Source organism: Mesobacillus jeotgali, from assembly GCF_900166585.1.
Taxonomy (GTDB): Bacteria; Bacillota; Bacilli; order Bacillales; family Cytobacillaceae; genus Mesobacillus; species Mesobacillus jeotgali_A.
Map to the genome: position 1 here is coordinate 630,161 of NZ_FVZC01000009.1, position 22,691 is coordinate 652,851.

At 42.4% G+C, this 22,691-nt stretch carries 26 protein-coding genes; all 26 read left to right on the plus strand.

Annotated elements, in window-relative coordinates:
* Positions 1-29 precede the first annotated feature (29 nt).
* Positions 30-1,277: a flagellar hook-length control protein FliK gene (locus B5X77_RS13130; protein WP_079508431.1), complete on the plus strand. Its 1,248-nt coding sequence runs from the start codon at positions 30-32 to the stop codon at positions 1,275-1,277.
* Between the two features lie 10 nt (positions 1,278-1,287).
* Positions 1,288-1,917, plus strand: coding sequence for a flagellar hook assembly protein FlgD (gene flgD / locus B5X77_RS13135; protein WP_079508432.1), 630 nt, complete (start codon positions 1,288-1,290; stop codon positions 1,915-1,917).
* 17 nt (positions 1,918-1,934) lie between these two features.
* Positions 1,935-2,324: a TIGR02530 family flagellar biosynthesis protein gene (locus B5X77_RS13140; RefSeq protein ID WP_079508433.1), complete on the plus strand. Its 390-nt coding sequence runs from the start codon at positions 1,935-1,937 to the stop codon at positions 2,322-2,324.
* A gap of 85 nt (positions 2,325-2,409) precedes the next feature.
* Positions 2,410-3,597, plus strand: a complete 1,188-nt coding sequence (locus B5X77_RS13145) for a flagellar hook protein FlgE (RefSeq protein WP_079508434.1) — start codon at positions 2,410-2,412, stop codon at positions 3,595-3,597.
* Between the two features lie 53 nt (positions 3,598-3,650).
* Positions 3,651-3,875 (plus strand): flagellar FlbD family protein, encoded by a 225-nt coding sequence (locus B5X77_RS13150; RefSeq protein ID WP_079508435.1) that lies wholly within the window; start codon positions 3,651-3,653, stop codon positions 3,873-3,875.
* Entirely contained in the window at positions 3,862-4,290 is a 429-nt protein-coding gene (gene fliL, locus B5X77_RS13155; RefSeq protein ID WP_079508436.1) for a flagellar basal body-associated protein FliL, read from the plus strand. The genes B5X77_RS13150 and fliL overlap by 14 nt, the downstream gene beginning before the upstream one ends.
* Positions 4,291-4,332: 42 nt before the next feature.
* Positions 4,333-5,334, plus strand: coding sequence for a flagellar motor switch protein FliM (fliM, locus tag B5X77_RS13160; protein WP_079508437.1), 1,002 nt, complete (start codon positions 4,333-4,335; stop codon positions 5,332-5,334).
* Positions 5,321-6,592, plus strand: coding sequence for a flagellar motor switch phosphatase FliY (gene fliY, locus B5X77_RS13165; protein ID WP_079510232.1), 1,272 nt, complete (start codon positions 5,321-5,323; stop codon positions 6,590-6,592). Before fliM ends, fliY begins: the two co-directional genes overlap by 14 nt.
* An 18-nt stretch (positions 6,593-6,610) precedes the next feature.
* Positions 6,611-6,973, plus strand: coding sequence for a response regulator (locus B5X77_RS13170; RefSeq protein ID WP_079508438.1), 363 nt, complete (start codon positions 6,611-6,613; stop codon positions 6,971-6,973).
* Positions 6,974-6,997: 24 nt separating this feature from the next.
* Entirely contained in the window at positions 6,998-7,666 is a 669-nt protein-coding gene (locus B5X77_RS13175; RefSeq protein WP_373887812.1) for a flagellar biosynthetic protein FliO, read from the plus strand.
* Positions 7,659-8,324: a flagellar type III secretion system pore protein FliP gene (gene fliP, locus B5X77_RS13180; protein ID WP_079508440.1), complete on the plus strand. Its 666-nt coding sequence runs from the start codon at positions 7,659-7,661 to the stop codon at positions 8,322-8,324. Before B5X77_RS13175 ends, fliP begins: the two co-directional genes overlap by 8 nt.
* Before the next feature lie 14 nt (positions 8,325-8,338).
* Positions 8,339-8,608 carry a flagellar biosynthesis protein FliQ gene (gene fliQ / locus B5X77_RS13185; protein ID WP_079508441.1) on the plus strand — a complete coding sequence of 90 codons (270 nt, stop codon included), beginning with the start codon at positions 8,339-8,341 and terminating at the stop codon, positions 8,606-8,608.
* Between the two features lie 4 nt (positions 8,609-8,612).
* Positions 8,613-9,389 carry a flagellar biosynthetic protein FliR gene (gene fliR / locus B5X77_RS13190; protein WP_079508442.1) on the plus strand — a complete coding sequence of 259 codons (777 nt, stop codon included), beginning with the start codon at positions 8,613-8,615 and terminating at the stop codon, positions 9,387-9,389.
* 2 nt (positions 9,390-9,391) lie between these two features.
* Entirely contained in the window at positions 9,392-10,477 is a 1,086-nt protein-coding gene (gene flhB / locus B5X77_RS13195) for a flagellar biosynthesis protein FlhB (RefSeq protein ID WP_079508443.1), read from the plus strand.
* A gap of 35 nt (positions 10,478-10,512) precedes the next feature.
* On the plus strand, positions 10,513-12,549 hold the full coding sequence (gene flhA, locus B5X77_RS13200) for a flagellar biosynthesis protein FlhA (RefSeq protein WP_079508444.1): 2,037 nt from the start codon (positions 10,513-10,515) through the stop codon (positions 12,547-12,549).
* Positions 12,546-13,724, plus strand: a complete 1,179-nt coding sequence (gene flhF / locus B5X77_RS13205; protein ID WP_079508445.1) for a flagellar biosynthesis protein FlhF — start codon at positions 12,546-12,548, stop codon at positions 13,722-13,724. Before flhA ends, flhF begins: the two co-directional genes overlap by 4 nt.
* Positions 13,717-14,583 carry a MinD/ParA family protein gene (locus tag B5X77_RS13210; protein WP_079508446.1) on the plus strand — a complete coding sequence of 289 codons (867 nt, stop codon included), beginning with the start codon at positions 13,717-13,719 and terminating at the stop codon, positions 14,581-14,583. The genes flhF and B5X77_RS13210 overlap by 8 nt, the downstream gene beginning before the upstream one ends.
* Positions 14,584-14,590: 7 nt before the next feature.
* Positions 14,591-15,676, plus strand: coding sequence for a protein-glutamate methylesterase/protein-glutamine glutaminase (locus B5X77_RS13215; RefSeq protein WP_079508447.1), 1,086 nt, complete (start codon positions 14,591-14,593; stop codon positions 15,674-15,676).
* An 18-nt stretch (positions 15,677-15,694) separates the two neighbouring features.
* Positions 15,695-17,749 (plus strand): chemotaxis protein CheA, encoded by a 2,055-nt coding sequence (locus B5X77_RS13220; RefSeq protein WP_079508448.1) that lies wholly within the window; start codon positions 15,695-15,697, stop codon positions 17,747-17,749.
* Positions 17,750-17,794: 45 nt separating this feature from the next.
* Positions 17,795-18,250: a chemotaxis protein CheW gene (locus tag B5X77_RS13225; protein ID WP_139378354.1), complete on the plus strand. Its 456-nt coding sequence runs from the start codon at positions 17,795-17,797 to the stop codon at positions 18,248-18,250.
* Between the two features lie 20 nt (positions 18,251-18,270).
* The gene (locus B5X77_RS13230) at positions 18,271-18,912 is read left to right on the plus strand and encodes a chemotaxis protein CheC (protein ID WP_079508450.1); all 642 of its coding nucleotides are present in this window, start codon (positions 18,271-18,273) and stop codon (positions 18,910-18,912) included.
* Entirely contained in the window at positions 18,905-19,402 is a 498-nt protein-coding gene (locus tag B5X77_RS13235; RefSeq protein WP_079508451.1) for a chemotaxis protein CheD, read from the plus strand. The genes B5X77_RS13230 and B5X77_RS13235 overlap by 8 nt, the downstream gene beginning before the upstream one ends.
* 171 nt (positions 19,403-19,573) lie before the next feature.
* Complete coding sequence (locus tag B5X77_RS13240; RefSeq protein WP_079508452.1) at positions 19,574-20,335, plus strand: FliA/WhiG family RNA polymerase sigma factor; 762 nt, start codon at positions 19,574-19,576, stop codon at positions 20,333-20,335.
* Between the two features lie 19 nt (positions 20,336-20,354).
* Complete coding sequence (locus B5X77_RS13245) at positions 20,355-21,743, plus strand: DUF342 domain-containing protein (protein ID WP_176167313.1); 1,389 nt, start codon at positions 20,355-20,357, stop codon at positions 21,741-21,743.
* Position 21,744: 1 nt separating this feature from the next.
* Entirely contained in the window at positions 21,745-22,059 is a 315-nt protein-coding gene (locus B5X77_RS13250) for a hypothetical protein (protein WP_257391807.1), read from the plus strand.
* A gap of 9 nt (positions 22,060-22,068) precedes the next feature.
* On the plus strand, positions 22,069-22,644 hold the full coding sequence (locus B5X77_RS13255; RefSeq protein WP_079508455.1) for a hypothetical protein: 576 nt from the start codon (positions 22,069-22,071) through the stop codon (positions 22,642-22,644).
* The last annotated feature ends 47 nt before the right edge of the window (positions 22,645-22,691 follow it).

A 22,691-nucleotide genomic window follows, 5' to 3' on the forward strand; every position in this document is an offset into this window, starting at 1 on the left:
ACTCAGAAAATCTGAAAGGGGGTGAAAATATGGAGATAGGCGGCCTTGGTTTGGTTAATACAATGGCAGCTGGTAAACAGTCTGTGTCCGGCAAGAGTGAAAACGCAGGCAGTTTTGCTGGCATGATGGCAACGGTTGTATCTGGAGCAAATAGCGCAAAGACAGCTGAAACATCAGAACGGGAGTCAAAATCACTGGCTGTGCTAACAGATATTGCCGACTTTTTAAACACTGGGGACCTACTGGAATTAGAAGACGGGTTAAAGCTTTTGGAAACACTAATGGCGGATCCCGGCAATATTCTAGAGCAGGCTCTTTCTCACTTAGGAGTAGGCGTAGATCAAATTCAGCTTCTTCTGCAGAAATGGTCGGGCTTCAATGAGGGATTACCGGATAGCGATCCGGGAAGCGAATTGCTCGATTCATTAACCGCAATGCTGGCGGGAATCGCGAATTTGCCCCAAAAACAACTAGCATCCAAGCTTGATGCAAACGACGCACAAGTAATTAAGGCTCTAAAACTTTTTGAGCTGATGTCCAAGTATGCGGACGGTTATGAATCAAAAAACTCAGCATCAATAAAGGAATCGATGCAGACTATTAACGAAGGGTTGACAGGTCTAATAAAACCTGACAAAGGAATGGCCCAAACGGAATATATCCAAAATCGTTTTACCCAGTTAGCTAAAGAGTTAAACCTAATGAATGCGAAAAAAGTAACTTTTTCAGAAGGTAATAGTTTCATAGAATCTAGCGCGTCCATAAAGAGCGAGGGACAAACAGGAGCTATCTCATTTCTTCCTCAAATGACGAAATCCGAGCAGTTGACATTGATGATGAATGGTCCAGATAAGCCAGTTTCTGCAGAACAATTAATCAAACAATTTGAGTCCATTCTTTCAAGGTCTCAATTCATGAACAGCGGCGGAACACAAAAGCTTTTCATAAAACTGTTTCCCGAACACCTCGGGAGCATCCGGATAGAGTTATTCCAAAAGGATCAGACGATGATGGCTAGAATCATTACAAGTTCTGGTACGGCAAAAGAAACATTAGAGTCACAGATTAATGGTCTTAAGCAGGCTTTTGCTGCACAAAACCTTTCAGTAGACAGGATTGAAGTTTCTCAGCAACAAAGCCAGCAGGAACGTTTCCTGAATAGAGATTCCCAACAGCAGCAAGAAAGACAGCCTGACAATAGGGAACGTGAAAAGAAGGAAGATAACGGGAACTTTAATCTTACCTTTGAGGAAGCACTGCTAAATACAGAAGCATAGGAGCAAGGAAATGGTGAATTCAATTAATTCTTCTTATCTGCTTTCCAATCTTCAGAAAGATAGGAAAGCTGGTTCAGATATTCTGGGAAAAGATGACTTTCTGAAAATCCTGATGACACAGCTCCAGAATCAGGATCCTTTGAATCCGATGCAGGATAAAGATTTCATTGCCCAAATGGCAACCTTTTCAACCCTTGAACAGATTACAAATATGGGGAAATCCATTGACAGATTTGTGCAGGCTGAACAGCAAAACAAGATGATTTCCTATAGCCAGTTCGTAGGCAGGGAAATCACATGGCATAAGATAGAAACAGCCGACGGACAGGAGACAGTTCGGCAGGGAAGCGGAAAGGTCGCATCTGTCCAGTTTAAGGAGGATACCGTAGCATTTTTGCTTGAAGACGGTACAGAACTGGAACCGGCAAATATTTCTCAAATCAATGAAGTCTCAAGCGAAAATCAAATGCTTCAGGCTAGTATGTTGATTGGTAAAACCGTCACTTACCTTGACGAAAACAAACAGGAAAAATCCGCAAGTGTCCTGTCGGTGTCATTCAAAAATGGGAAAACATCTTATGTTTTAGATGATGAGAATCAAACAAGCATCGTTTCTTCACAAATAACAAAAATTCAATAATGTTTGGAAGTGATGTAATGGATAAAACAAATTTTCGTCCAATTCATTCACTGCCTGTTAGCAGACCTTACCAAAAACCTGTTAAAGCCAGCAATTTATCGCAAGCACCTTTTTCCTTACAGTTGCAATCGGCAATTCAATCGAAGAGTGGGCTTACCATCAGCAAGCATGCAACTGAAAGACTTGAACAGCGGGGGATAGAGATATCACAAGACCGCTGGAAAAGGATAGGGGAAAAAGTCAGCCAGGCAAAGGCCAAGGGCGTGAGTGATTCGCTTGTTCTGCTAAAGGACGCAGCGCTTATTGTCAGTGCGAAAAACAACACTGTCATTACTGCAATGGGAAGACAGGAAGCAGCAGAACAAATTTTCACAAATATTAACGGCACCATAGTAATGGAAAACTAAAATACTCAAAATGGCTGGACCTTCACGGAGGCCTGGGCTGTGGACCGATTGAAGCAGCCCCTAAATCGAAAGGAGTTTTACAGATATGCTTCGTTCAATGTATTCAGGAATCAGCGGAATGAAAAACTTTCAAACGAAACTTGATGTCATCGGAAACAATATTGCCAATGTTAATACATACGGCTTCAAAAAAGGCCGTGTTACTTTTAAAGATACAATGAATCAAACCATCTCCGGGGCAAGCGCAGCGACACAGAATAAGGGCGGAAAAAACCCTATGCAGGTAGGTCTTGGCTCCACAATCGCCAGCATTGATTTAATCGATACCCAATCAAGCTTGCAAACTACAGGACGTGCACTTGACCTTGCGATATCAGGAGATGGCTATTTCGTAGTAAAACAAGGACAATCTCAAATGTATACACGTGCCGGTAACTTTTATCTTGATGATAATGGAACACTCGTTACTGGAGATGGATTGAAAGTTCAGTCCTTGAATGAGAAAGGTCAATTGGAAGATATCACCGTTAACGTGAATGCTTTATTGCCTGCAAAGCAAACAAATGAGTTAGTTATGAAAGGGAATCTACCTAAGGATGCAAAAGGTTCTTCAGAATTGCTTCAACAACTAAAAATAGTCGATGACAATGGCGTTGAGCATGTAATAGATATGGCTATTAACCCAGCAAATGCACAGAATGGGTTATGGAATGTAACATTTACTAACAAGGCATTAGAAAATCCAACCCCTATCGTTCCTGAGCCGGCACAGATAAATCTTCAAGGTGATCGTGCAAATCTCACATTGGAATTAGATCTTGGTGGGGAGACTCCATTCACTGTAGAAGTCTCTATTGAAGATTTGACGATGAATGGCGGCAGCATGGATGCGAACGCCTACCCTGATGGCAACACCCAGGGTGCGCTTGAAAGCTTCAATATTGGTTCAACAGGTGAAATTAACGGTGTCTTTTCAAATGGTCTTGTCCTTACTCTTGGACAATTAGCACTTGCCAAATTCAGCAATCCATCTGGCCTTTCTAAAGTAGGGAATAATACATTCCAGGAATCAGTGAACTCTGGTACTGCAAATATCAATGTTCCTGGTGAAGGGCGCGGGTCAATCGCGGCTGGTGCACTTGAAATGTCCAATGTGGATCTCTCTGAAGAGTTTACAGAGATGATTACAGCCCAGCGTGGTTTCCAGGCTAATACGAGAATCATTACTACATCTGATGAAATCCTCCAGGAGCTCGTAAACCTAAAACGATAGATTAAGAGAGGAGCAGGGCTGAAAGGGCATCCTTTTAGCCCCTGTGGATAATAGTGATCAAAGTAACTAAATTAAATGGTAAACCATTTAGTATCAATTCTTTATTTATTGAAACTGTTGAGGCCTTTCCGGATACCACAATTACGCTAACGAATGGCCGAAAGTATGTTGTCAGGGAAAGTGAAGATGAAGTGGCCATTTTAATGAAGAATTTTTACCAGAGTATCGGCCTTCTTAGAGGGCGGTTGTTGGAGGAAAAGGAAAATGAAGAAGAATAAACTGGTTATGATTATGACAGTCATGCTGGTAGCCATCCTGCTTGTCGGGACAGTTGCAGTTGTAGCGGTCATGAAGCTTAAAGCTGGTGATGGTGAAAAAGAACCAAGTATTGAAGAAGTGCTGGAAGCTTCAGTGGATATACCAGAGGTCACTACGAACCTGGCTTCAAATGATTTTATTAAAATTTCATTTAAAATTGAAACAGACGGTAAAAAGGCAAAAGAAGAGCTTGAGAAAAGAGATTTTCAGGTCAAGAATCTGATTATTTATGAACTATCCGAGAAAAAGGCTGAAGAATTGCAAGGCAAGGAAGGCAAGAAGAACCTTGAAGAAACTCTCAAAATGAAGTTGAATGACCTGATGCAGGAAGGAAAAATCAAGAAGGTCTACATAACAGGTTCTCTCCTCCAGTAACAGAATGAATCCTATTACCGTAACCGTATGGAGGTGAAGAGAATGTCGGGAGAGGTATTATCACAAAATGAAATAGACGCTTTGTTATCCGCGCTGTCTACAGGAGAAATGGATGCGGATGAATTAAAGAAGGAACAGGTAGAAAAAAGAGTCAAAGTCTATGATTTCAGGAGGGCGTTGCGCTTCTCTAAGGATCAGATCCGCAGTCTGACCCGGATTCATGAAAACTTTGCCAGGCTGTTGACAACCTTTTTCTCAGCTCAGCTAAGGACATATGTCAATATCAGCGTGGCATCAGCTGACCAGATACCTTATGAAGAATTTATCCGGTCTATTCCAAAGATTACGATATTGAATGTGTTTGATGTAGAACCGCTTGAAGGAAGAATCCTCATGGAGGTCAATCCCAACATCGCCTATGCTATGATGGACCGATTACTGGGAGGCAGGGGGACAAGCCACAATAAGGTCGATAGTTTAACAGAAATTGAGACCAGGATCATGTCAAACATGTTTGAGAAAGCCTTTGAAAACTTCAGGGAGGCATGGGGATCGATTTCTGATATAGATCCGCAGCTTTCAGAATTTGAAATCAATCCACAATTTTTGCAAATGGTTTCGCCAAATGAAACCGTCGTGGTCATCTCTTTGAATACCACGATCGGTGAAGCAAGCGGAATGATCAATATATGTATTCCGCATGTAGTCCTTGAGCCGATCATTCCTAAATTGTCAGTGAAATATTGGATGCAGTCAGACAAGAAACAGAGCTTGCCTATCGAAAATTCAATTCTGCAGAGTGAAATTCAAAAAGCTGACGTTTCAATTACAGCTGAAATAGGTTCGTCCGAAATCTCAATCCAGGATTTCCTGATGCTTGATATCGGTGATGTAATCGAATTGAACCAGCAGATTGACCAGCCTTTACTGATAAAAGTCGGAGATATCCCTAAATTTGTAGGACAGCCAGGGAAAGTGAACAAAAAATTAGCCATTCAAGTGTTTGATACATTTAAGGGGGGAGACGATGATGGTGAGCGATGACATGTTATCTCAAGATGAAATTGATGCGCTTCTAAAAGGAACTTCTAATGAGGAGGAACCAGGTGAAAGTGCGATTGATGTAGATGATTATTTTTCTTTTATGGAGAGAGATGCACTTGGTGAAATAGGGAATATTTCATTTGGCAGCTCTGCAACGGCCTTGTCTACACTCTTGAACCAAAAAGTGGAAATTAATACTCCAACGGTTACAGTTGTACACAAGACAAAACTTGAATCTGAATTTCCGGATCCTTATGTGGCCGTCCAGGTTCATTATACTGAAGGATTCATCGGCAGCAATATGCTTGTGATCCAGCAAAATGATGCAGCGATTATTGCGGATTTAATGCTTGGCGGAGATGGATTGAATCCAAGAGAACTGCTCGATGAGATTCAGCTGAGTGCAGTGCAGGAGGCCATGAATCAGATGATGGGTTCTGCTGCAACCTCGATGTCGACTGTATTTAGCAAGAGAGTGGATATTTCGCCTCCGAATATTAATTTGTTGAATGTTGCTGAAGGCGAAGGTACAGAGTCAATTCCTGAAGATGATATTTTAGTTAAGGTTTCCTTCTCATTAAAAATTGGCAGTTTAATTGATTCAAATATCATGCAGCTGCTGCCTGTAACTTTTGCAAAAAGTCTTGTAGATGAATTGCTGAATCCAGGAGGATCAGGGGCGGCCCAGCCAGAGGAAAGTACGCCTCAAAGCCCGCAGGAAAGCCACGCTCCAACAGAACAACATTCTTTTGAGCAGGGGCAGCAGCAAAACACTGTCCAACAGCAGGGTTATCAGCAACCAGAATATTATCCGCAGCAGGAGCAGGTTTTTTATCAGCCTCATGCCTCACAGAATATGCCACAAGGCTATGGATATAACCCTCAGACGATGCAGCAGGGACCACAGCATTTTGGCAATGTGATGACTGGAAGCCAGCCAACGGTCCAGCCAGCGGTCTTCTCCAGTTTCGATACGGTGCCTCAACAGCAGGCCGAAACAAAGAACCTGAATATGCTGCTTGATATTCCATTGCAGGTTACTGTGGAATTGGGCAGGACGAAAAGGTCGGTGAAGGATATTCTTGAACTGGGAGCAGGGTCAATCATTGAATTGGATAAGCTTGCAGGCGAACCTGTTGATATCTTAGTCAATAACCGACTGATCGCCCAGGGGGAAGTTGTCGTCATTGATGAGAACTTTGGAGTCCGGGTTACAGATATTATCAGCCAGAGCGATCGAATTAAAAAATTGAAATAATCTACAGGAGGAATTCTAATGGCGAACAAAATTTTAGTCGTTGATGATGCGGCTTTCATGAGAATGATGATTAAAGATATTTTGACCAAGAACGGTTTTGAGGTAGTTGCAGAAGCAGCTGATGGAGCTCAGGCGCTTGAAAAATATAAAGAGTTCCAGCCAGACCTTGTCACAATGGATATCACGATGCCGGAAATGGACGGAATCACATCATTGAAGGAAATTAAAAAGATCAATCCGAATGCCAAAGTAATTATGTGTTCAGCAATGGGCCAGCAGGCAATGGTCATTGATGCCATCCAGGCAGGAGCCAAAGATTTTATCGTAAAACCTTTCCAGGCGGACCGTGTTATTGAAGCTATTTCCAAAACTTTAGGTTAATGGACTATTTATCTTTTTTAGAGGGTGCGGCAATTGTTAAGACTAATCCGAACTGCCTCGACACTACTTTTCTTATTAGCTGCTCTGTTGGGCCCGATTGGCTTCGCTAACGCAGAGCAGCTGAATAAAAGTGTGCAGGACTGCATAAAAAAACCAGGGTCTTGTGATGATGGGCAGGCAGAAAAAACAGTAAACCAATCAGGTGAAGAAGGAACAAAGGTAGGAGTAAGTTTCCTGGATTTTGTCAGGATGATTTTTGCAACCGCATTTGTTGCGGCTTTATTATATTTCCTTCTCAGATTCATCAATAAAAAAAGCAGGTCTTTCAAAAGTTCCCAGCTTGTTGAAAATCTCGGTGGTACAAGCCTTGGAGCCAATAGATCGGTACAGATCGTCAAGGCGGGAAACCGGCTTTTGATCGTTGGAGTAGGCGAGAATATCCAGCTTTTAAGAGAAATAGACGATCCAGAAGAGTACAGTCAAGTCATCCAGGAGTATAACAATAAAATGGAACAGCTTATGCAGCCAAGCGATATTGTGACAAAGTTGCTTAAAAGAACGAATAAAGATGGCGACAATACACAGAATTCCAATTTTTCCGCATTGTTGAAGAGTCAGCTGAATGACATGGCGAGCGGAAGAAAGAAAATGCTAGCGGAGATGCAAAAGAAAGGGTCAGAGAAAAATGAATGAGTTCATGGAGTTTTTCAACGGCAGTGATGCGGAGAGTGTATCCACTTCTGTAAAGCTGATGCTATTGCTGACTGTCCTTTCTATTGCGCCAGGCATCTTGATTTTAATGACTAGTTTCACAAGAATCATCATCGTTCTTTCCTTTGTCAGAACGGCGCTTGCAACTCAGCAAATGCCGCCAAACCAGGTATTGGTAGGTCTAGCGATGTTCCTTTCGTTCTTCATCATGGCCCCAACTTTCCAGGAAGTGAACGAACAGGCCCTTACGCCATTATTTAATGAAGAAATCAACCTTGAGCAGGCTTATGAGAAAGCTTCGATTCCTTTTAAGGAGTTCATGAGCGCTCATACCAGGCAAAAGGATCTTGCATTGTTCCTTGAATATTCAAAGGCTGAAACTCCTGAATCGATCCAGGATATCCCGCTGACGGCACTGGTTCCGGCTTTTGCCATCAGTGAAATCAAGACTGCCTTTCAGATCGGATTTATGATTTTCATTCCTTTCCTGGTAATTGATATGGTAGTAGCGAGTGTCCTGATGTCTATGGGTATGATGATGCTGCCTCCGGTAATGATTTCATTGCCGTTCAAGATCCTCCTGTTCGTCATGGTGGATGGCTGGTATTTGGTCGTGAAATCGTTATTACAAAGTTTTTAAGCAGGTGATTGATAATGACATCAGAATCGGTAATTTCCATAGCCGAACGAGGAATATATACAGTTTTAATGATTTCAGGACCATTGCTGATATTGGCGCTTGTTGTTGGGTTGATCGTCAGTATCTTTCAGGCAACTACTCAAATCCAGGAACAGACACTGGCTTTCGTTCCAAAAATAGTGGCGGTCCTGGTGGGTGTGATTTTTTTCGGACCCTGGATGCTCAGCTATATGCTTTCCTATGCAACAGAGATTTTTTCGAATCTAACACGGTTCGTAGGCTGATAATATGCTAGATTTTATTCCTTCATTTCCTGCATTCCTGCTGATTTTTGTAAGGGTGACGTCATTTTTCTTAATGGTGCCGTTGTTTTCTTATCGGACGATCCCTGCAACGCATAAAATCGGACTTGGCTTCATGCTTTCAGTCATCATGTTTTCCGCAATTGGCGCTCCTGAGATTGCGATTGACAGCAATTACTTCCTTTTAGTTATCAAGGAGGCCATGGTTGGTTTGTTCATAGGGTTCATTGCTGCATTAATGATGTCTGCTATCCAGATTGCAGGCGGGTTCATTGATTTTCAGATGGGATTTGCCATTGCGAATGTCATCGATCCACAAACAGGAGCACAAAGCCCGTTGATGGGACAGTATTTATATACAATCGCACTTCTGTTTCTGCTGACAGTAAACGGCCATCACTTGTTAATGGACGGCATTTTTTATAGTTATAACTTTATACCGATCGACCAGCTGATGATTCCATTCGGAAACGAAAACATCGCCGAATTCATTATTCTTTCTTTTAATAAGATGTTCATTATTGCATTCCAGATGTCCCTGCCTGTTGTAGGCACCTTGTTTCTGGTAGACGTTGCCCTGGGTATAGTGGCCAGGACTGTTCCGCAGTTGAATATCTTCGTTGTTGGTCTGCCGATTAAAATCGGTGTCAGCTTTCTCGTTCTAATTGCGGTGATGGGTGTGCTGATCATGGTTATTTCAGATCTTGTTTCCACCACTCTGATGACAATGAGAGGATTGATGGAATTGATCGGAGGAGCTTAAAAATGAACTTTTTGACAATGGACCTTCAATATTTTGCAGGTGAAAAAACAGAGAAAGCAACTCCTAAAAAAAGACAGGATGCCCGGAAAAAAGGGCAGGTTGCCAAAAGCCAGGATGTAAATACCGCAATTGTTCTACTTGCCGTATTCCTGTTTTTGATGTTTTTTGGAAAGACGATGGTCGAAAGATTGATTGGAGTCCTTCGTCACGCGCTGCAAAATTATATGTTCATGGAATTGACAGCAAAGAATATTGAGTCGATTGTCATTGAAATATTATATGAACTTGCCTTTTTCCTCGGCCCCGTCATGATGGTCGCTTTGATTGCGGGCGTGGCAGCCAATTATATGCAGGTTGGCTTTATGTTTTCCACTGAAGCCATCCAGATGAAACTGGAGAAGATCAATCCGATCAGCGGCTTCAAGAGAATTTTTTCGATGAGGGCAATAGTTGAATTGCTCAAATCAATCCTTAAAATCACCTTCATTGGAGTGATCGCTTTTTCAGTCCTTTGGCTTAAAATGGAAGAAGTTTTGCTGCTGGCTAATAAAAGCGTTGGTGCAGCAATTGCGACAATTGCCGGACTCACGCTCCAAATGGGACTTTTTGCTTCCGGAGCATTGCTATTTTTATCATTATTGGACTTTATGTACCAAAAATATGACTTTGAAAAGGGCATCCGTATGTCAAAGCAAGACTTGAAGGATGAGTATAAAAATATAGAAGGTGACCCGCTCATCAAATCAAAGATCAAGCAAAAGCAAAGAGAGATGGCAATGCGGCGGATGATGCAAGAAGTTCCGAAAGCAGATGTAGTCATAACAAACCCGACTCACTACGCCATAGCGTTAAAGTATGACGAAGAGAAGGCCGATGCGCCGGTCGTGGTTGCCAAAGGTGTCGACTTTGTCGCACAGAAAATTAAATTGATTGCCAAAGAAAACGAAATCATGTCTGTCGAAAATCGTCCGCTTGCCAGGGCTTTATATAGTCAGGCTGAGATCGGGGATGCCATACCCGAAGAATTTTTCAAGGCTGTGGCAGAGATTCTTGCGTATGTATATCAAACAAAAAATAAAGTGCTGTAATTTTCAAGGTATGCAGTGTTTAGGAGAGAAGAAATATGTCCGGAAAAGACCTATCTGTCATATTCGGTGTCATTTTAATAGTTGCGATGTTAATCATTCCTTTTCCATCCTGGCTGTTAAGTATACTGATTATGGTCAATATATCAATCGCACTGCTGGTGCTTTTGAACACAATGAATATGACGGAGCCGCTGCAATTTTCTGTTTTTCCTTCATTGCTGTTAATTTTAACTTTGTTTCGATTGGGACTGAATGTCTCCACAACCCGTGCTATTTTGTCACATGGAGAGGCCGGGGGAGTTGTTGAGGTATTCGGTTCATTCGTTGTCGGCGGCAATGTAGTAGTGGGTATGGTTGTTTTCTTCATTTTGGTCATTATCCAATTCATAGTTATTACAAAAGGATCTGAACGTGTATCAGAGGTTGCAGCGAGGTTTACACTCGATGCAATGCCTGGGAAACAGATGAGTATCGATGCGGATTTGAATGCAGGGATGATCTCTGAACAACAGGCCCGTGAACGTCGCGAAAAGGTTAGCAGGGAGTCTGATTTCTATGGAGCGATGGACGGTGCCAGTAAATTTGTAAAAGGGGATGCAATTGCTGGTATCATCATTGTTTTGATTAACCTGATTTTTGGTATTGTCATCGGTATGACGCAGCAGGGATTGGCAATTGGCGATGCCGCTCAACGGTACTCGCTTTTGACGGTAGGAGATGGTATTGTCAGCCAGATCCCCGCGTTGTTGATTTCAACTGCTACCGGCATTGTGGTCACCAGGGCAGCATCAGATGGGAATTTGGGTTTCGACATAACTTCGCAGCTTACTGCTTATCCTAAGATGCTGTATGTTGCCGGTGGTACGATTTTCCTGCTTGGTTTGTTCACACCAATAACAGATTTGCTGACCATTCCGTTAGCTGGTCTATTGGCTTATGGCGGATATGCATTCTCTCGTGTGCCTGAACCTGACCAGCAACAGATTCAGGAAATGGAAGAGGATATCCAGATGGATGAAATGAAGAGTCCAGAAAGTGTTGTCAATCTATTGAATGTAGATCCGATAGAATTTGAATTCGGCTATGGATTGATTCCTCTCGCAGACGCAAACCAGGGAGGAGACCTGTTAGACAGGATTGTCATGATCAGGAGACAGCTTGCAATAGAGCTTGGCCTCGTTATTCCTGTCGTTAGAATTCGGGACAATATCCAGCTACAGCCAAATGAATACAGGCTGAAAATAAAAGGAAATGAAATGGCAAGGGGAGAATTGCTGTTGGATCATTATCTCGCGATGAGTCCTGGAATCGAGGATGAATCGATCGAAGGAATCGATACTGTGGAACCAAGCTTTGGCTTGCCTGCTAAATGGATTACAGAAGAAATGAAGGAGCAGGCTGAAATCTTTGGTTATACCGTAGTTGATCCACCTTCCGTCGTATCCACCCATATAACTGAAGTGATCAAGGCAAATGCTCATGAGCTTCTAGGGCGACAGGAAACCAAGCAGCTGATCGACCATCTGCGTGAAAGCTATCCAATCCTTGTCGAGGAAGCGACGCCAAATCCTCTGTCAGTCGGCGAGATTCAAAAAGTACTGGGCAAGCTTCTGAAGGAGAATGTTTCAATCAGGAATCTGCCCATCATCTTTGAAACTCTTGCAGACTATGGAAAGATCACAACAGATACAGATATCCTTGCTGAATATGTGCGCCAGGCACTTGCAAGGCAAATTACCAACCAGTATTCCAGGAACGGCGAAACACTGAAGGTAATCACATTATCAGGCAGAGTTGAAAAGTTGATTGCAGAAGGTGTCCAGCAAACTGAACACGGAAACTATTTATCGCTTGACCCGACAGTATCCCAGGGGATTCTTGAATCAGTAGCCAATCAAATCGAGCAGCTGAGCATCATGGAACAGACTCCGATCATTCTGTGCTCGCCTGCAGTAAGGATGTATGTGCGCCAGCTGACGGAAAGATATTTTGCCCAGATCCCTGTATTGTCTTATAACGAGCTAGAAGCTAATGTCGAAGTACAAAGTGTCGGAGTGGTGAATGGAGAATGAAAGTAAAAAAATATAAAGCTTCATCTATGCCGGAAGCAATGAAACAAGTAAGAGCCGAACTTGGAAGCGATGCAGTAATCCTTAATTCACGTGTTATACAAACAGGAGGATTCATGGGCTTTTTCAAGAAAAACAGCATAGAGGTCATTGCCGCCATTGATCCGGACACCGATATGACTCAGAAGCCTACCAGTATCGAGAAATCAGTGAAATACAATCCTCCAGTGATTAAAACAGAGGAATCCATAGTGGAGTTGAAAACTGGAAATAAGCTCCCTCCTGTAGCAGCACCCCCAACAGTTGATGGAGATTTGATCAGAGAGATATCACAGCTGAAAGACCTGCTAAAATCATCCGGCAGCACCGATGGGATTCCACTTCCTGAGCCTGTAAGCAGACATCTCCAACACTTAAGAAACCAGGATGTGGACCAGACGATAATTGATGATTTGTCCTCAGTCATCCTGGAAAAATGGTATCTAAGCGGCGCAGCAGCAAGTGCTGAAGAAATTATCGGATGGTGTGGCTCGGCAATTCAGCAAAGATTAAACGGACTTTCTTTCGGAGGGGTCAGTTTTAAGAAGAGGTTTGTAAATGTGATTGGGCCGACAGGTGTAGGCAAAACGACTACACTTGCAAAAATCGCTGCAGATTGTGTATTGAAGCATCAAAAGAGAGTTGCGTTCATAACAACTGACACATATAGGATCGCAGCGATTGAGCAGTTGAAAACTTACGCGAAAATTCTCGATGTGCCAATCGAGGTTTGCTACAACATGGACGATTTCAAGGGTGCGACTGAAAAGTTTGCCGATTTTGATTTGGTCTTTATCGATACAGCAGGACGAAATTTCCGGAATCAAAAATATGTAAATGATTTGAAAGATGTCATTGATTTTAATGAGGAAATGGAAACCTTTCTAGTATTGGCTCTCACTTCAAAGCAAAAGGATATGGAAGAAATCCGCAACCAATTTTCGCTAATCCATATCGACAAATTCATCTTTACAAAACTGGATGAGACATCTGTTTATGGATCCATGCTCAATATGGCAGATAAATACACTACTGGAATTGCCTATTTGACAAATGGACAAGACGTTCCAGATGACATAATTGGGGCAAGCCCTGAAATAACAGCAAATTCTATTCTTGGAGTCCACATCTATGAGTGACCAGGCAGAAAAGCTGAGAAACCGTCTCAGGACAACTATTCCTGACCGGGAAGCAAAGACACTCGCGGTTGTCAGTGGCAAGGGAGGGGTTGGCAAATCGAATTTTTCTTTGAACTTCTCGATTTCCCTCGCCAAGAAAGGTAATAAGGTATTGCTGTTTGATCTGGATATTGGAATGGGAAACATTGAAATTTTAATGGGCAAGCATTCTTCACTATCCATTGCAGACTTTCTAGCCGGCAAGGCTTCGATGGAAGAGGTTATTTTTCAAGGCCCTCATGGTGTTGAATATATTTCAGGCGGGACAGGGCTGAGTCAGTTAATCAGGATGGACAAGGAAAGTGTAGAATATTTCACCACGAGTTTAAGTGACGTATTAAGAAAATATGACTATATCATTTTTGATATGGGTGCCGGCTTGAATGAAGAAACGCTTTCAATACTCTTATCGGTAAATGAGATTTTCGTGATAACCACAACAGAGCCCACCTCCTTGATGGATGCTTATGCAACAATGAAATATATCCATCTCGCCGATGATAGCCTGCCTTTCTACCTCGTCGTTAACAGGGCTGGATCTATTAAGGAAGGTATGGAAACGATGGCCAGATTAGAGGATGTACTCCGGAAATTTTTGGGCAGAACACCGATTAAGCTGGGACTGCTGCCCGATGATAAATCTGTACAGGAAGCGGTAAAACGGCAAATTCCATTTGTGCTGTTCAATGAACGGTCACAAGCTTCAAAAGGAATGGCTGAAATAATCGGAAAATATATCAATAAAGAGAGCTACAATGCCGAAAAGAGAGATAACAGGAGTTTTACAACAAGATTGAAGCAATTCCTTTTCGAAAGGTAGTGGTCGAGTGGCAAGGATAAGAGTTCTCATCGTAGATGATTCAGCTTTCATGCGAAAGCTGATCAGCGACTTTCTATCAGAACATCCTGAGATTGAAGTAATTGGCACGGCACGTAACGGAGAGGATGCCTTGAAAAAATATCGGGAAACACACCCGGATGTCATCACCCTTGATGTTGAAATGCCAAAACTTAATGGCCTGGAAGTCTTGAAAATAATCATGCAAGAACGGCCTCTGCCGGTCGTCATGCTATCAAGCACAACAAAAGAGGGTGCTGATACAACACTCCAGGCAATTCAGGCAGGTGCAGTGGATTTTGTGGCAAAGCCCTCAGGATCCATATCTATTGATTTACATAAAGTCAAAACAGAATTAATCGAGAAAGTGTTATCTGCAAGCAAGGCGAATCTATCTAAATTAAGCAGCCAGCAAGAAGCACGAACGGCAGGAATGGCGATAAACACTTCAACACAACCAGAAAAAAATTCAGCAAAACTTTTTGGCAAAAGATTTAGTCCAGAAGCGAAGAAAATTGTCTGCATCGGTACTTCGACAGGAGGACCAAGAGCTCTGCAGCAAGTTTTAACCTCACTGCCAAAAGATATAGGGGTACCTTTGCTTGTTGTCCAGCACATGCCGCCAGGCTTTACGAAGTCTCTTGCCGCCCGTCTGGATTCCTTGAGCAGCATTACGGTCAAGGAAGCAGAAGATGGGGAGCTTTTACAAAAAGGGACGGCATATATAGCGCCGGGAGGATTTCATCTGGAAGTTAAGAATGTAGGTCCATCATTGGCGGTCAGGTTAAGCCAAGCTCCTCCGCGAAACGGTCATCGACCTTCCGTAGATGTGATGTTTGAGTCGGTCAGTGCAATCAAGAACTACTCCAAAGTAGCTGTCGTCATGACCGGGATGGGTGCAGATGGTTCCAGAGGCCTAATCGAAATGAAGAAGAATGGGAATGTAAAGGCCATTGCAGAATCGCAGGATTCATCCATTGTTTTCGGGATGCCGAAAGCTGCTATTGCAACGAACATGGTGGATGATGTGGCAAATGTTGAACACATTGCTGAAACAATCATGAATTATATTTGAGGCCGGAGGTGCCAGCACGTGGAATTAAATCAATATTTAGAAGTTTTTATAGAAGAAAGCAAGGAACATTTACAGGCCTGTAATGAACAACTGCTTGAGCTGGAGAAGAATCCGCACGATTTATCGATTATTAACGAAATCTTCAGATCTGCCCATACCCTTAAAGGGATGTCTGCCACGATGGGGTATGAAGATTTGGCCAGCCTGACTCATCAAATGGAAAATGTTCTGGATGCGATTCGGAATAACCGTTTGCTCACAACACCGGAAATCATCGATGTCATTTTCATGGCTGTCGATCATCTCGAAGATATGGTCCAGTCGATTGCAGCTGGAGGCGATGGGAAAAAGGACGTGTCCGAAACAGTTGAGAAGTTAATTCTGATAGAAAAAGGTGAAACCCTGCACACAGCAGCTGATGCAGAAGTAGCAGCTTCATTGGTAATGGAAGCACCAAAATCAAATTATGATGAATTTGAACTGACGGTTCTTAAGCAGTCTAAAGAACAGGGATTTGGAGTGTATGAAATTGAAATCGCATTGCGTGAAGATTGCCTGCTGAAAGCTGCCAGGGTTTATATGGTGTTCGAAGTCCTGGAAAAAATCGGAGAGGTAATCAAAGCGAACCCTTCAGTCGAACAGCTTGAGGAAGAACAGTTTGATCACGAATTCTCGGTAACGTTTATCTCCAGAGAGATTCCTGAGGATATTAAAAGCAAGATTATGAAGGTATCTGAAGTGGTTAAAACGGAAGTCCGGCCAATAGAGCTTGATGTAGACAAAATGAATTTAAAAGTCGAAGCTCTAGAAAAATCAGTGGACACAGATGCGGAAAATGCTCCACTAGCTGAACTGTTACCATCCAATGGACCAGATGCATCACCTGTCGAGGAAAAAAAGAACAGTGTTAAACAGCAGGTTAACAGCAGCAAAACTATCCGTGTAAATATCGAGCGTTTGGATATCTTAATGAATTTATTTGAAGAATTAGTTATCGACCGCGGGCGACTGGAGCAAATATCCAAGGATTTGGACAATGGTGAACTTACCGAAACGGTTGAACGTATGTCAAGGATATCCGGGGATCTCCAGAATATCATTTTAAATATGCGTATGGTACAAGTTGAAACAGTATTCAATCGATTCCCTAGAATGATCCGTCAATTAGCCAGAGACTTGAATAAAAAAATCAACCTGGAAATCATTGGTGCGGAAACAGAACTGGACCGCACTGTCATAGATGAGATTGGCGACCCGCTGGTACACTTGCTGAGAAATTCGGTGGATCATGGGATTGAATCTCCTGAAGTTCGCAGAGCGAAAGGGAAGAATGAAGAGGGAACTGTTGTCCTGCGGGCTTTCCATAGCGGAAACCATGTTTTCATTGAAATTGAAGATGATGGGGCTGGAATCAACAGGGAGAAGGTATTGCAGAAAGCTATCAGCAAGGGAATCATAACTGAACAATCAGCTGCCAGCTTTACTGATAAACAAGCCTTTGAATTAATCCTCTCATCAGGTTTTTCAACTGCAGAGACGATTTCCGATATCTCTGGACGAGGTGTAGGACTGGATGTTGTTAAAAATACGATAGAATCTCTGGGAGGCTCTATTTCTATTGATTCCAAAGAGAATCAGGGGACGGTTTTCTCTATTCAGCTCCCTCTAACACTATCAATTATTTCAGTTATGTTAGTAGAAATCCAGAAAGAGAAGTTCGCTATTCCTTTATCATCCATTATTGAGACAGCCATTATCAAAGATTCTGATATCATGAATGCCCATAATCAAAAAGTGATTGATTTTAGAGGCAAAGTTGTTCCGCTGCTTTTCCTCAAAGATATTTTCGAGGTTCCTTATGAAGCGCAGGATGATTCATTCCACTCTGTCATAATCGTCCGAAAAGGGGATAAAATGGCCGGCTTAATAGTCGACTCCTTTATTGGCCAGCAAGAGGTAGTCCTTAAATCGTTAGGAAACTATTTAACAAATGTATTCGCGATTTCCGGAGCAACAATTCTTGGTGATGGCCAGGTAGCATTGATTGTGGATTGCAACGCGTTAATTAAATAGATTCATTGTCAGGCTGATGAAGACGATATTTTAGGAGTGATGAAGATGGCTGAACATTCAGGTTCAGATTTAAAAGTTATCGTATTCCAATTAAACAATAAAGAATATGCAGTACCTGTTAGCCAGGTTAAATCAATTGAAAAAATCATGCATATTACACGTGTGCCCCATGTTAACCCATTTGTAAAAGGGGTAATGAACCTTCGAGGAGTTGTGACTCCGCTTTTGGATTTACGCATAAGATTTGGGATCGAGGTACAAGGTTACTCTGATAGCACTCGAGTAATCATTGTTTCTGTTGAAGATAAGGAAGTTGGCTTGATTGTTGATGGAGCTAATGATGTCATTGATATCCCAGCAAGCGTGATTGAACCCCCGCCGGAGGTAGTTGGATTAGCGGCAGAGGGATTCATCAAGGGAGTAGCCAATCTTGATAAGAGGTTATTAATTTTAATTGATCTGGATAAAATTCTGGCGTCCGAAGAAGTACCAGCTTTATAGGGAGAGAAAGGAAGTTGACGATGACTTTTCTTAAAAGCATTTCGGACATTCATCTGGACATTTTAAAAGAGGTTGGCAATATTGGGGCTGGACATGCTGCAACAGCCTTATCTACTTTATTGGATAAAAAAATAGATATGAAAGTGCCCAGTGTCCGGGTTGTCTCATTTGACGAAGTGATGGAACTGGCAGGAGGCGCAGACAACGTCGTAGCAAGTGTTTTTCTTCGCATTGAGGGAGAGGCTCCTGGAAGTATGTTCTTTATACTTCCGCTTCCTCAGGCAGAAAAATATATCGGCCAGCTGACTAAGAATCAATCATTCTCGTTTTCCGATAAACAGGATCATGAATTGGCATTGTCGGCACTCCAGGAACTTGGCAATATTTTATCGGGATCCTATCTTTCTTCTTTGTCTGATTTTACTAAATTGAGCCTGTATCCATCCGTGCCAGCATTAAGTATTGATATGGTTGGTGCAGTTATCAGTTTTGGACTGCTGGAATTGTCGCAGGTAAGTGATTACGCGATCGTGATAGATACCGCCCTCGATGAAGAAGACGCTCAGCTCCCGGAAAGCGTGAAAGGGCATTTTTTCCTATTGCCTGACCCGGATTCTTTTAATATTATTTTTTCCGCGCTGGGAGTAAAGGTTGATGTATAAAACAGCAGAAATCGTTAAAGTTGGCATTGCGGATATGAATATGGTCAAGGTCCCTGACTTAATCCGGACAACTGGCCTTGGATCCTGTGTTGGAGTAGTATTGTATGACCAGGCGAGAGAGATGGCTGGCATGGCGCATATCATGCTGCCGGATTCATCGCTATCGCGCACAGAACCGCTGAATAAGGCGAAATTTGCAAATACTGCTGTTAAGGAACTTTATGAGATAATGGTAAAATCAGGAGCAAAGCAGACAGGGATAAAAGCAAAGATCGCCGGAGGAGCACAAATGTTCCAATTCTCAGGAAGCAATGACATGATGAGGATTGGGCCAAGGAACGTAGAAGCGGTTTTACAGGAATTGAAGGAACTCCGGATTCCTGTCATAGCACAGGATGTTGGCGGTAATAGCGGCAGGACTATCGAGTTCGACCCAAAAACCGGTTTGATGCAGATCAGGACGGTTAATAAAGGTAATAGTGAGATTTAATTAATTGGCTTCGGAGAGTAAAGCATAAAGCCTGGTATGTTTGTTTTTTAAAACTATTAAAGCATTTGGGCTAATAAGTTACCAAATGGCTTAGGAACACCGTTAACTAAAGCAGCAATCAAATTAGAGTAACACCAAGAATAATGCGTAATGCGCGTGAGGAGGATGACAATGGTACGAGGATCCACTTCCGAGGAACAGGAAACATGGGATAAATGGGTACAGTCCCGTGATCCGGATGCGGGGAATATGCTGATAAAAAAATACATGCCACTTGTTTCCTACCATGTGCAAAGAATCTCAGTGAGTCTGCCAAAGAGTGTTTCCAGAGATGATTTAAGGAGTCTGGGAATGATTGGTTTATATGATGCTCTGGAAAAATTCGATCCAAACAGGGATCTGAAGTTTGATACATATTCTTCATTTAGGATTCGCGGGGCGATATTGGACGGGTTAAGAAAGGAAGACTGGCTCCCAAGAAGTACACGGGAAAAAGCCAAAAAAATAGATGCAGCAATCGAGAGACTCGAACAGCGACTGATGCGTAATGCAACCATTGAAGAAATCGCTAACGAATTGAATGTGGATGAAACTGAAATCTACACGACAATTAATGAACACTTTTTCGCAAATATCCTCTCCATCGACGAGCATCCAAATGAGAATGATGAGCGTGATAACCAGTCATTCGTAATCAAGGATGATAAGGCTGAAATTCCTGAGGACAAGCTCATCAAGTCCGAAATGCTCGAAGAGGTAGCTGATAAAATCTCAAAATTAAATGATAAAGAGCAGCTTGTGTTGAGTTTATTTTATAAAGAAGAATTAACGTTAACAGAAATAGGTCAAGTCATGAATTTATCTACCTCCAGAATATCGCAGATTCATTCAAAGGCAATTTTTAAATTAAGAAAATGGCTGCAGTCAGCCTGATAGAAGGCAGGAGATGGAGATGGATTTGGCTTCGGAGTGCAGAGTAAGGATATCACAAGACGGACTTACAGCAGAACTTGAACTGGATGTTCAGGTTGAAGAGCTATCTATTTCAGTAGAAAAATTATTGAAGATCTTGCAGAAGGAAAAGATTGTTTACGGGATAAAAATGGATGTACTGGCGAAAATTTCAGAAAATCCCGATTCTGTACAATATCCGGTGACAATAGCGAAAGGAACGCGGAATGTTGATGGAGAAGATTCCTATTTGCGCAACGAACTAGATCAAAATAGCCTTAAAGAACAGAAGGTCTTTAATTTCCGTACTATTATGCAGATTCCTTCAGTTAGTAAAGGCCAGTTGCTGGCAACTGTTGTTCCGCCTGTTAAAGGGACACCAGGGAAAAATGTTTCCGGCAGAATCATTCCTGCAAAGCACGGCCGTCCTCTAAGGATTAGGGCAGGCAATAATGTTGTCTATGAATCTGGACAATTTTATGCTCTATGTGATGGACAGGTGAGCATTACGCAAAAATCCATCTCAGTTAATCCTGTTTTCGAGGTCAAAGGTGATCTTGATTTGAGAACAGGGAACGTTGATTTTGTCGGCAATATAGCCATTAAAGGCAATGTTCCAAGCGGATATCAGCTCATAGCTGGGGGCGACATCATAGTAGATGGTCTTGTAGAAGCAGCAAATATCCAGGCAGGAGGCAATATTGTCATCAAAGGCGGGGTGGCCGGAGCGATGAAGGGAAGAGTTGCTGCTGGGGGGAGCGTATTTGCGAACTATCTAAACCAGGCAAATGTAAAAGCAGGTCAGGACATTATTGTGAAATCTTCCATTCTGCATAGTAAGTTGACAGCTGCAGGGAATGTGGATTGCCATACCGGAACCATAATTGGCGGGACAATTTCGGCTGGCCGGAATATTACCGTAAAGGAATTGGGGAATGAACTTTTTACCAAGACAGAATTAGCTGTCGGCTGGGATCCTTTACTTGAAAAAACAGAACAAGAAACCCTTTCATCCATCGAAACTGCAAAAGCGAATATACGAAAATTGACAGAAATAGAAGTTAAGCTTTCTGAAATTGGCAAGCGGACAGGTACACTATCGAGTGAGCAGAAGCAAATGATTGCAAAACAGCGGAATACCAGGCTCAAGATGGAACAGAGTCTATCAGAACTGCAGGCTGATCTGGAACTCTTACAGCTTGAAAAACAGGATCGGATGCATTCCTCCTTACTTGTATATGAAAAAGTTTTCCCAAATACCAAGGTCTTTTTTGGGAAATATGCAATCCTGACAAACCAGCTGTACAAAAGTGTTGGTTTTTATCTTGAAAACAGTGAAATTTCCATTAATTCGATCGTAAACGTCGATACTCCACTAGTTAGGATGTGACATGATGAGCCTCAAAGCAATCGAATTGCAGATTGCTCTTCCGAGGACACATGATGCCGGCAAAATTCAGGAACAACTTCAGCAGCGGGGACAGCATCTTCAGGAGCATGCGGCACAAAGTGTGGCAAAGGAAGATGATTTAAAGCGCAAGACGGTAGTTAAGAATCATCAAAAGCAAGAAGCCCGCCTGAATCAGGAGGACTCCCATTCAGGCCATCAGGAGCAAAACGGCAGGGGCAATCAAAAGAACAAGGATCCTCAGCCAGTAAAGCCACACCACCCTTATAAAGGGAAGGTGATTGATTACAGCGGATAGAGGGATGTTATGACCACTTTTCTACTACTTTTAAGCCTCATACTAAACGCGGCAGCGATCTTCGCAATTATCCTATTATACTTAAGACAAAACAGGCTCGTGGAAGCTGAGAAAAAGCAGGGAAAAATCATCAGCGAAATAGAAGAAATATTTTCGTCCTATCTTTTTGAATTGAAGGAAGAGAATGATAAATTCCTTGAATTGATGGCAAATACTGATTTACGAGCAAAGACTAGCCAAGTTAAGTCCTCTGATGATGCAGTCGGTACTCATATGGATGAGGAAGCTGGTATTAAGAGCCAGGAGAACCGCCTTGGAAAAGGAATCTCATACCAAGCTGCGCGACAGGCTTATAAGAAAAACAGTGAAACGGCCGCAATTGCTTCTGTGGAAACCAAAGAGACAGAAATGGAGAGCATTCTTCCAGAGGATCCTGGACCGGAAGCAAGGGAGCTAAGCATCATTGACCAGGTTGTATCTATGAAAACCCAGGGCTTGACTACAGAAGAAATAGCCAGGAAACTGGATAAAGGAAAGACAGAAATAGAACTTCTGCTTAAATTTCGCCAAAATACGCAAGAATAACTTGAATGTCATTTTTTTTTATGCTATATTATCTCATGGTGTTAATA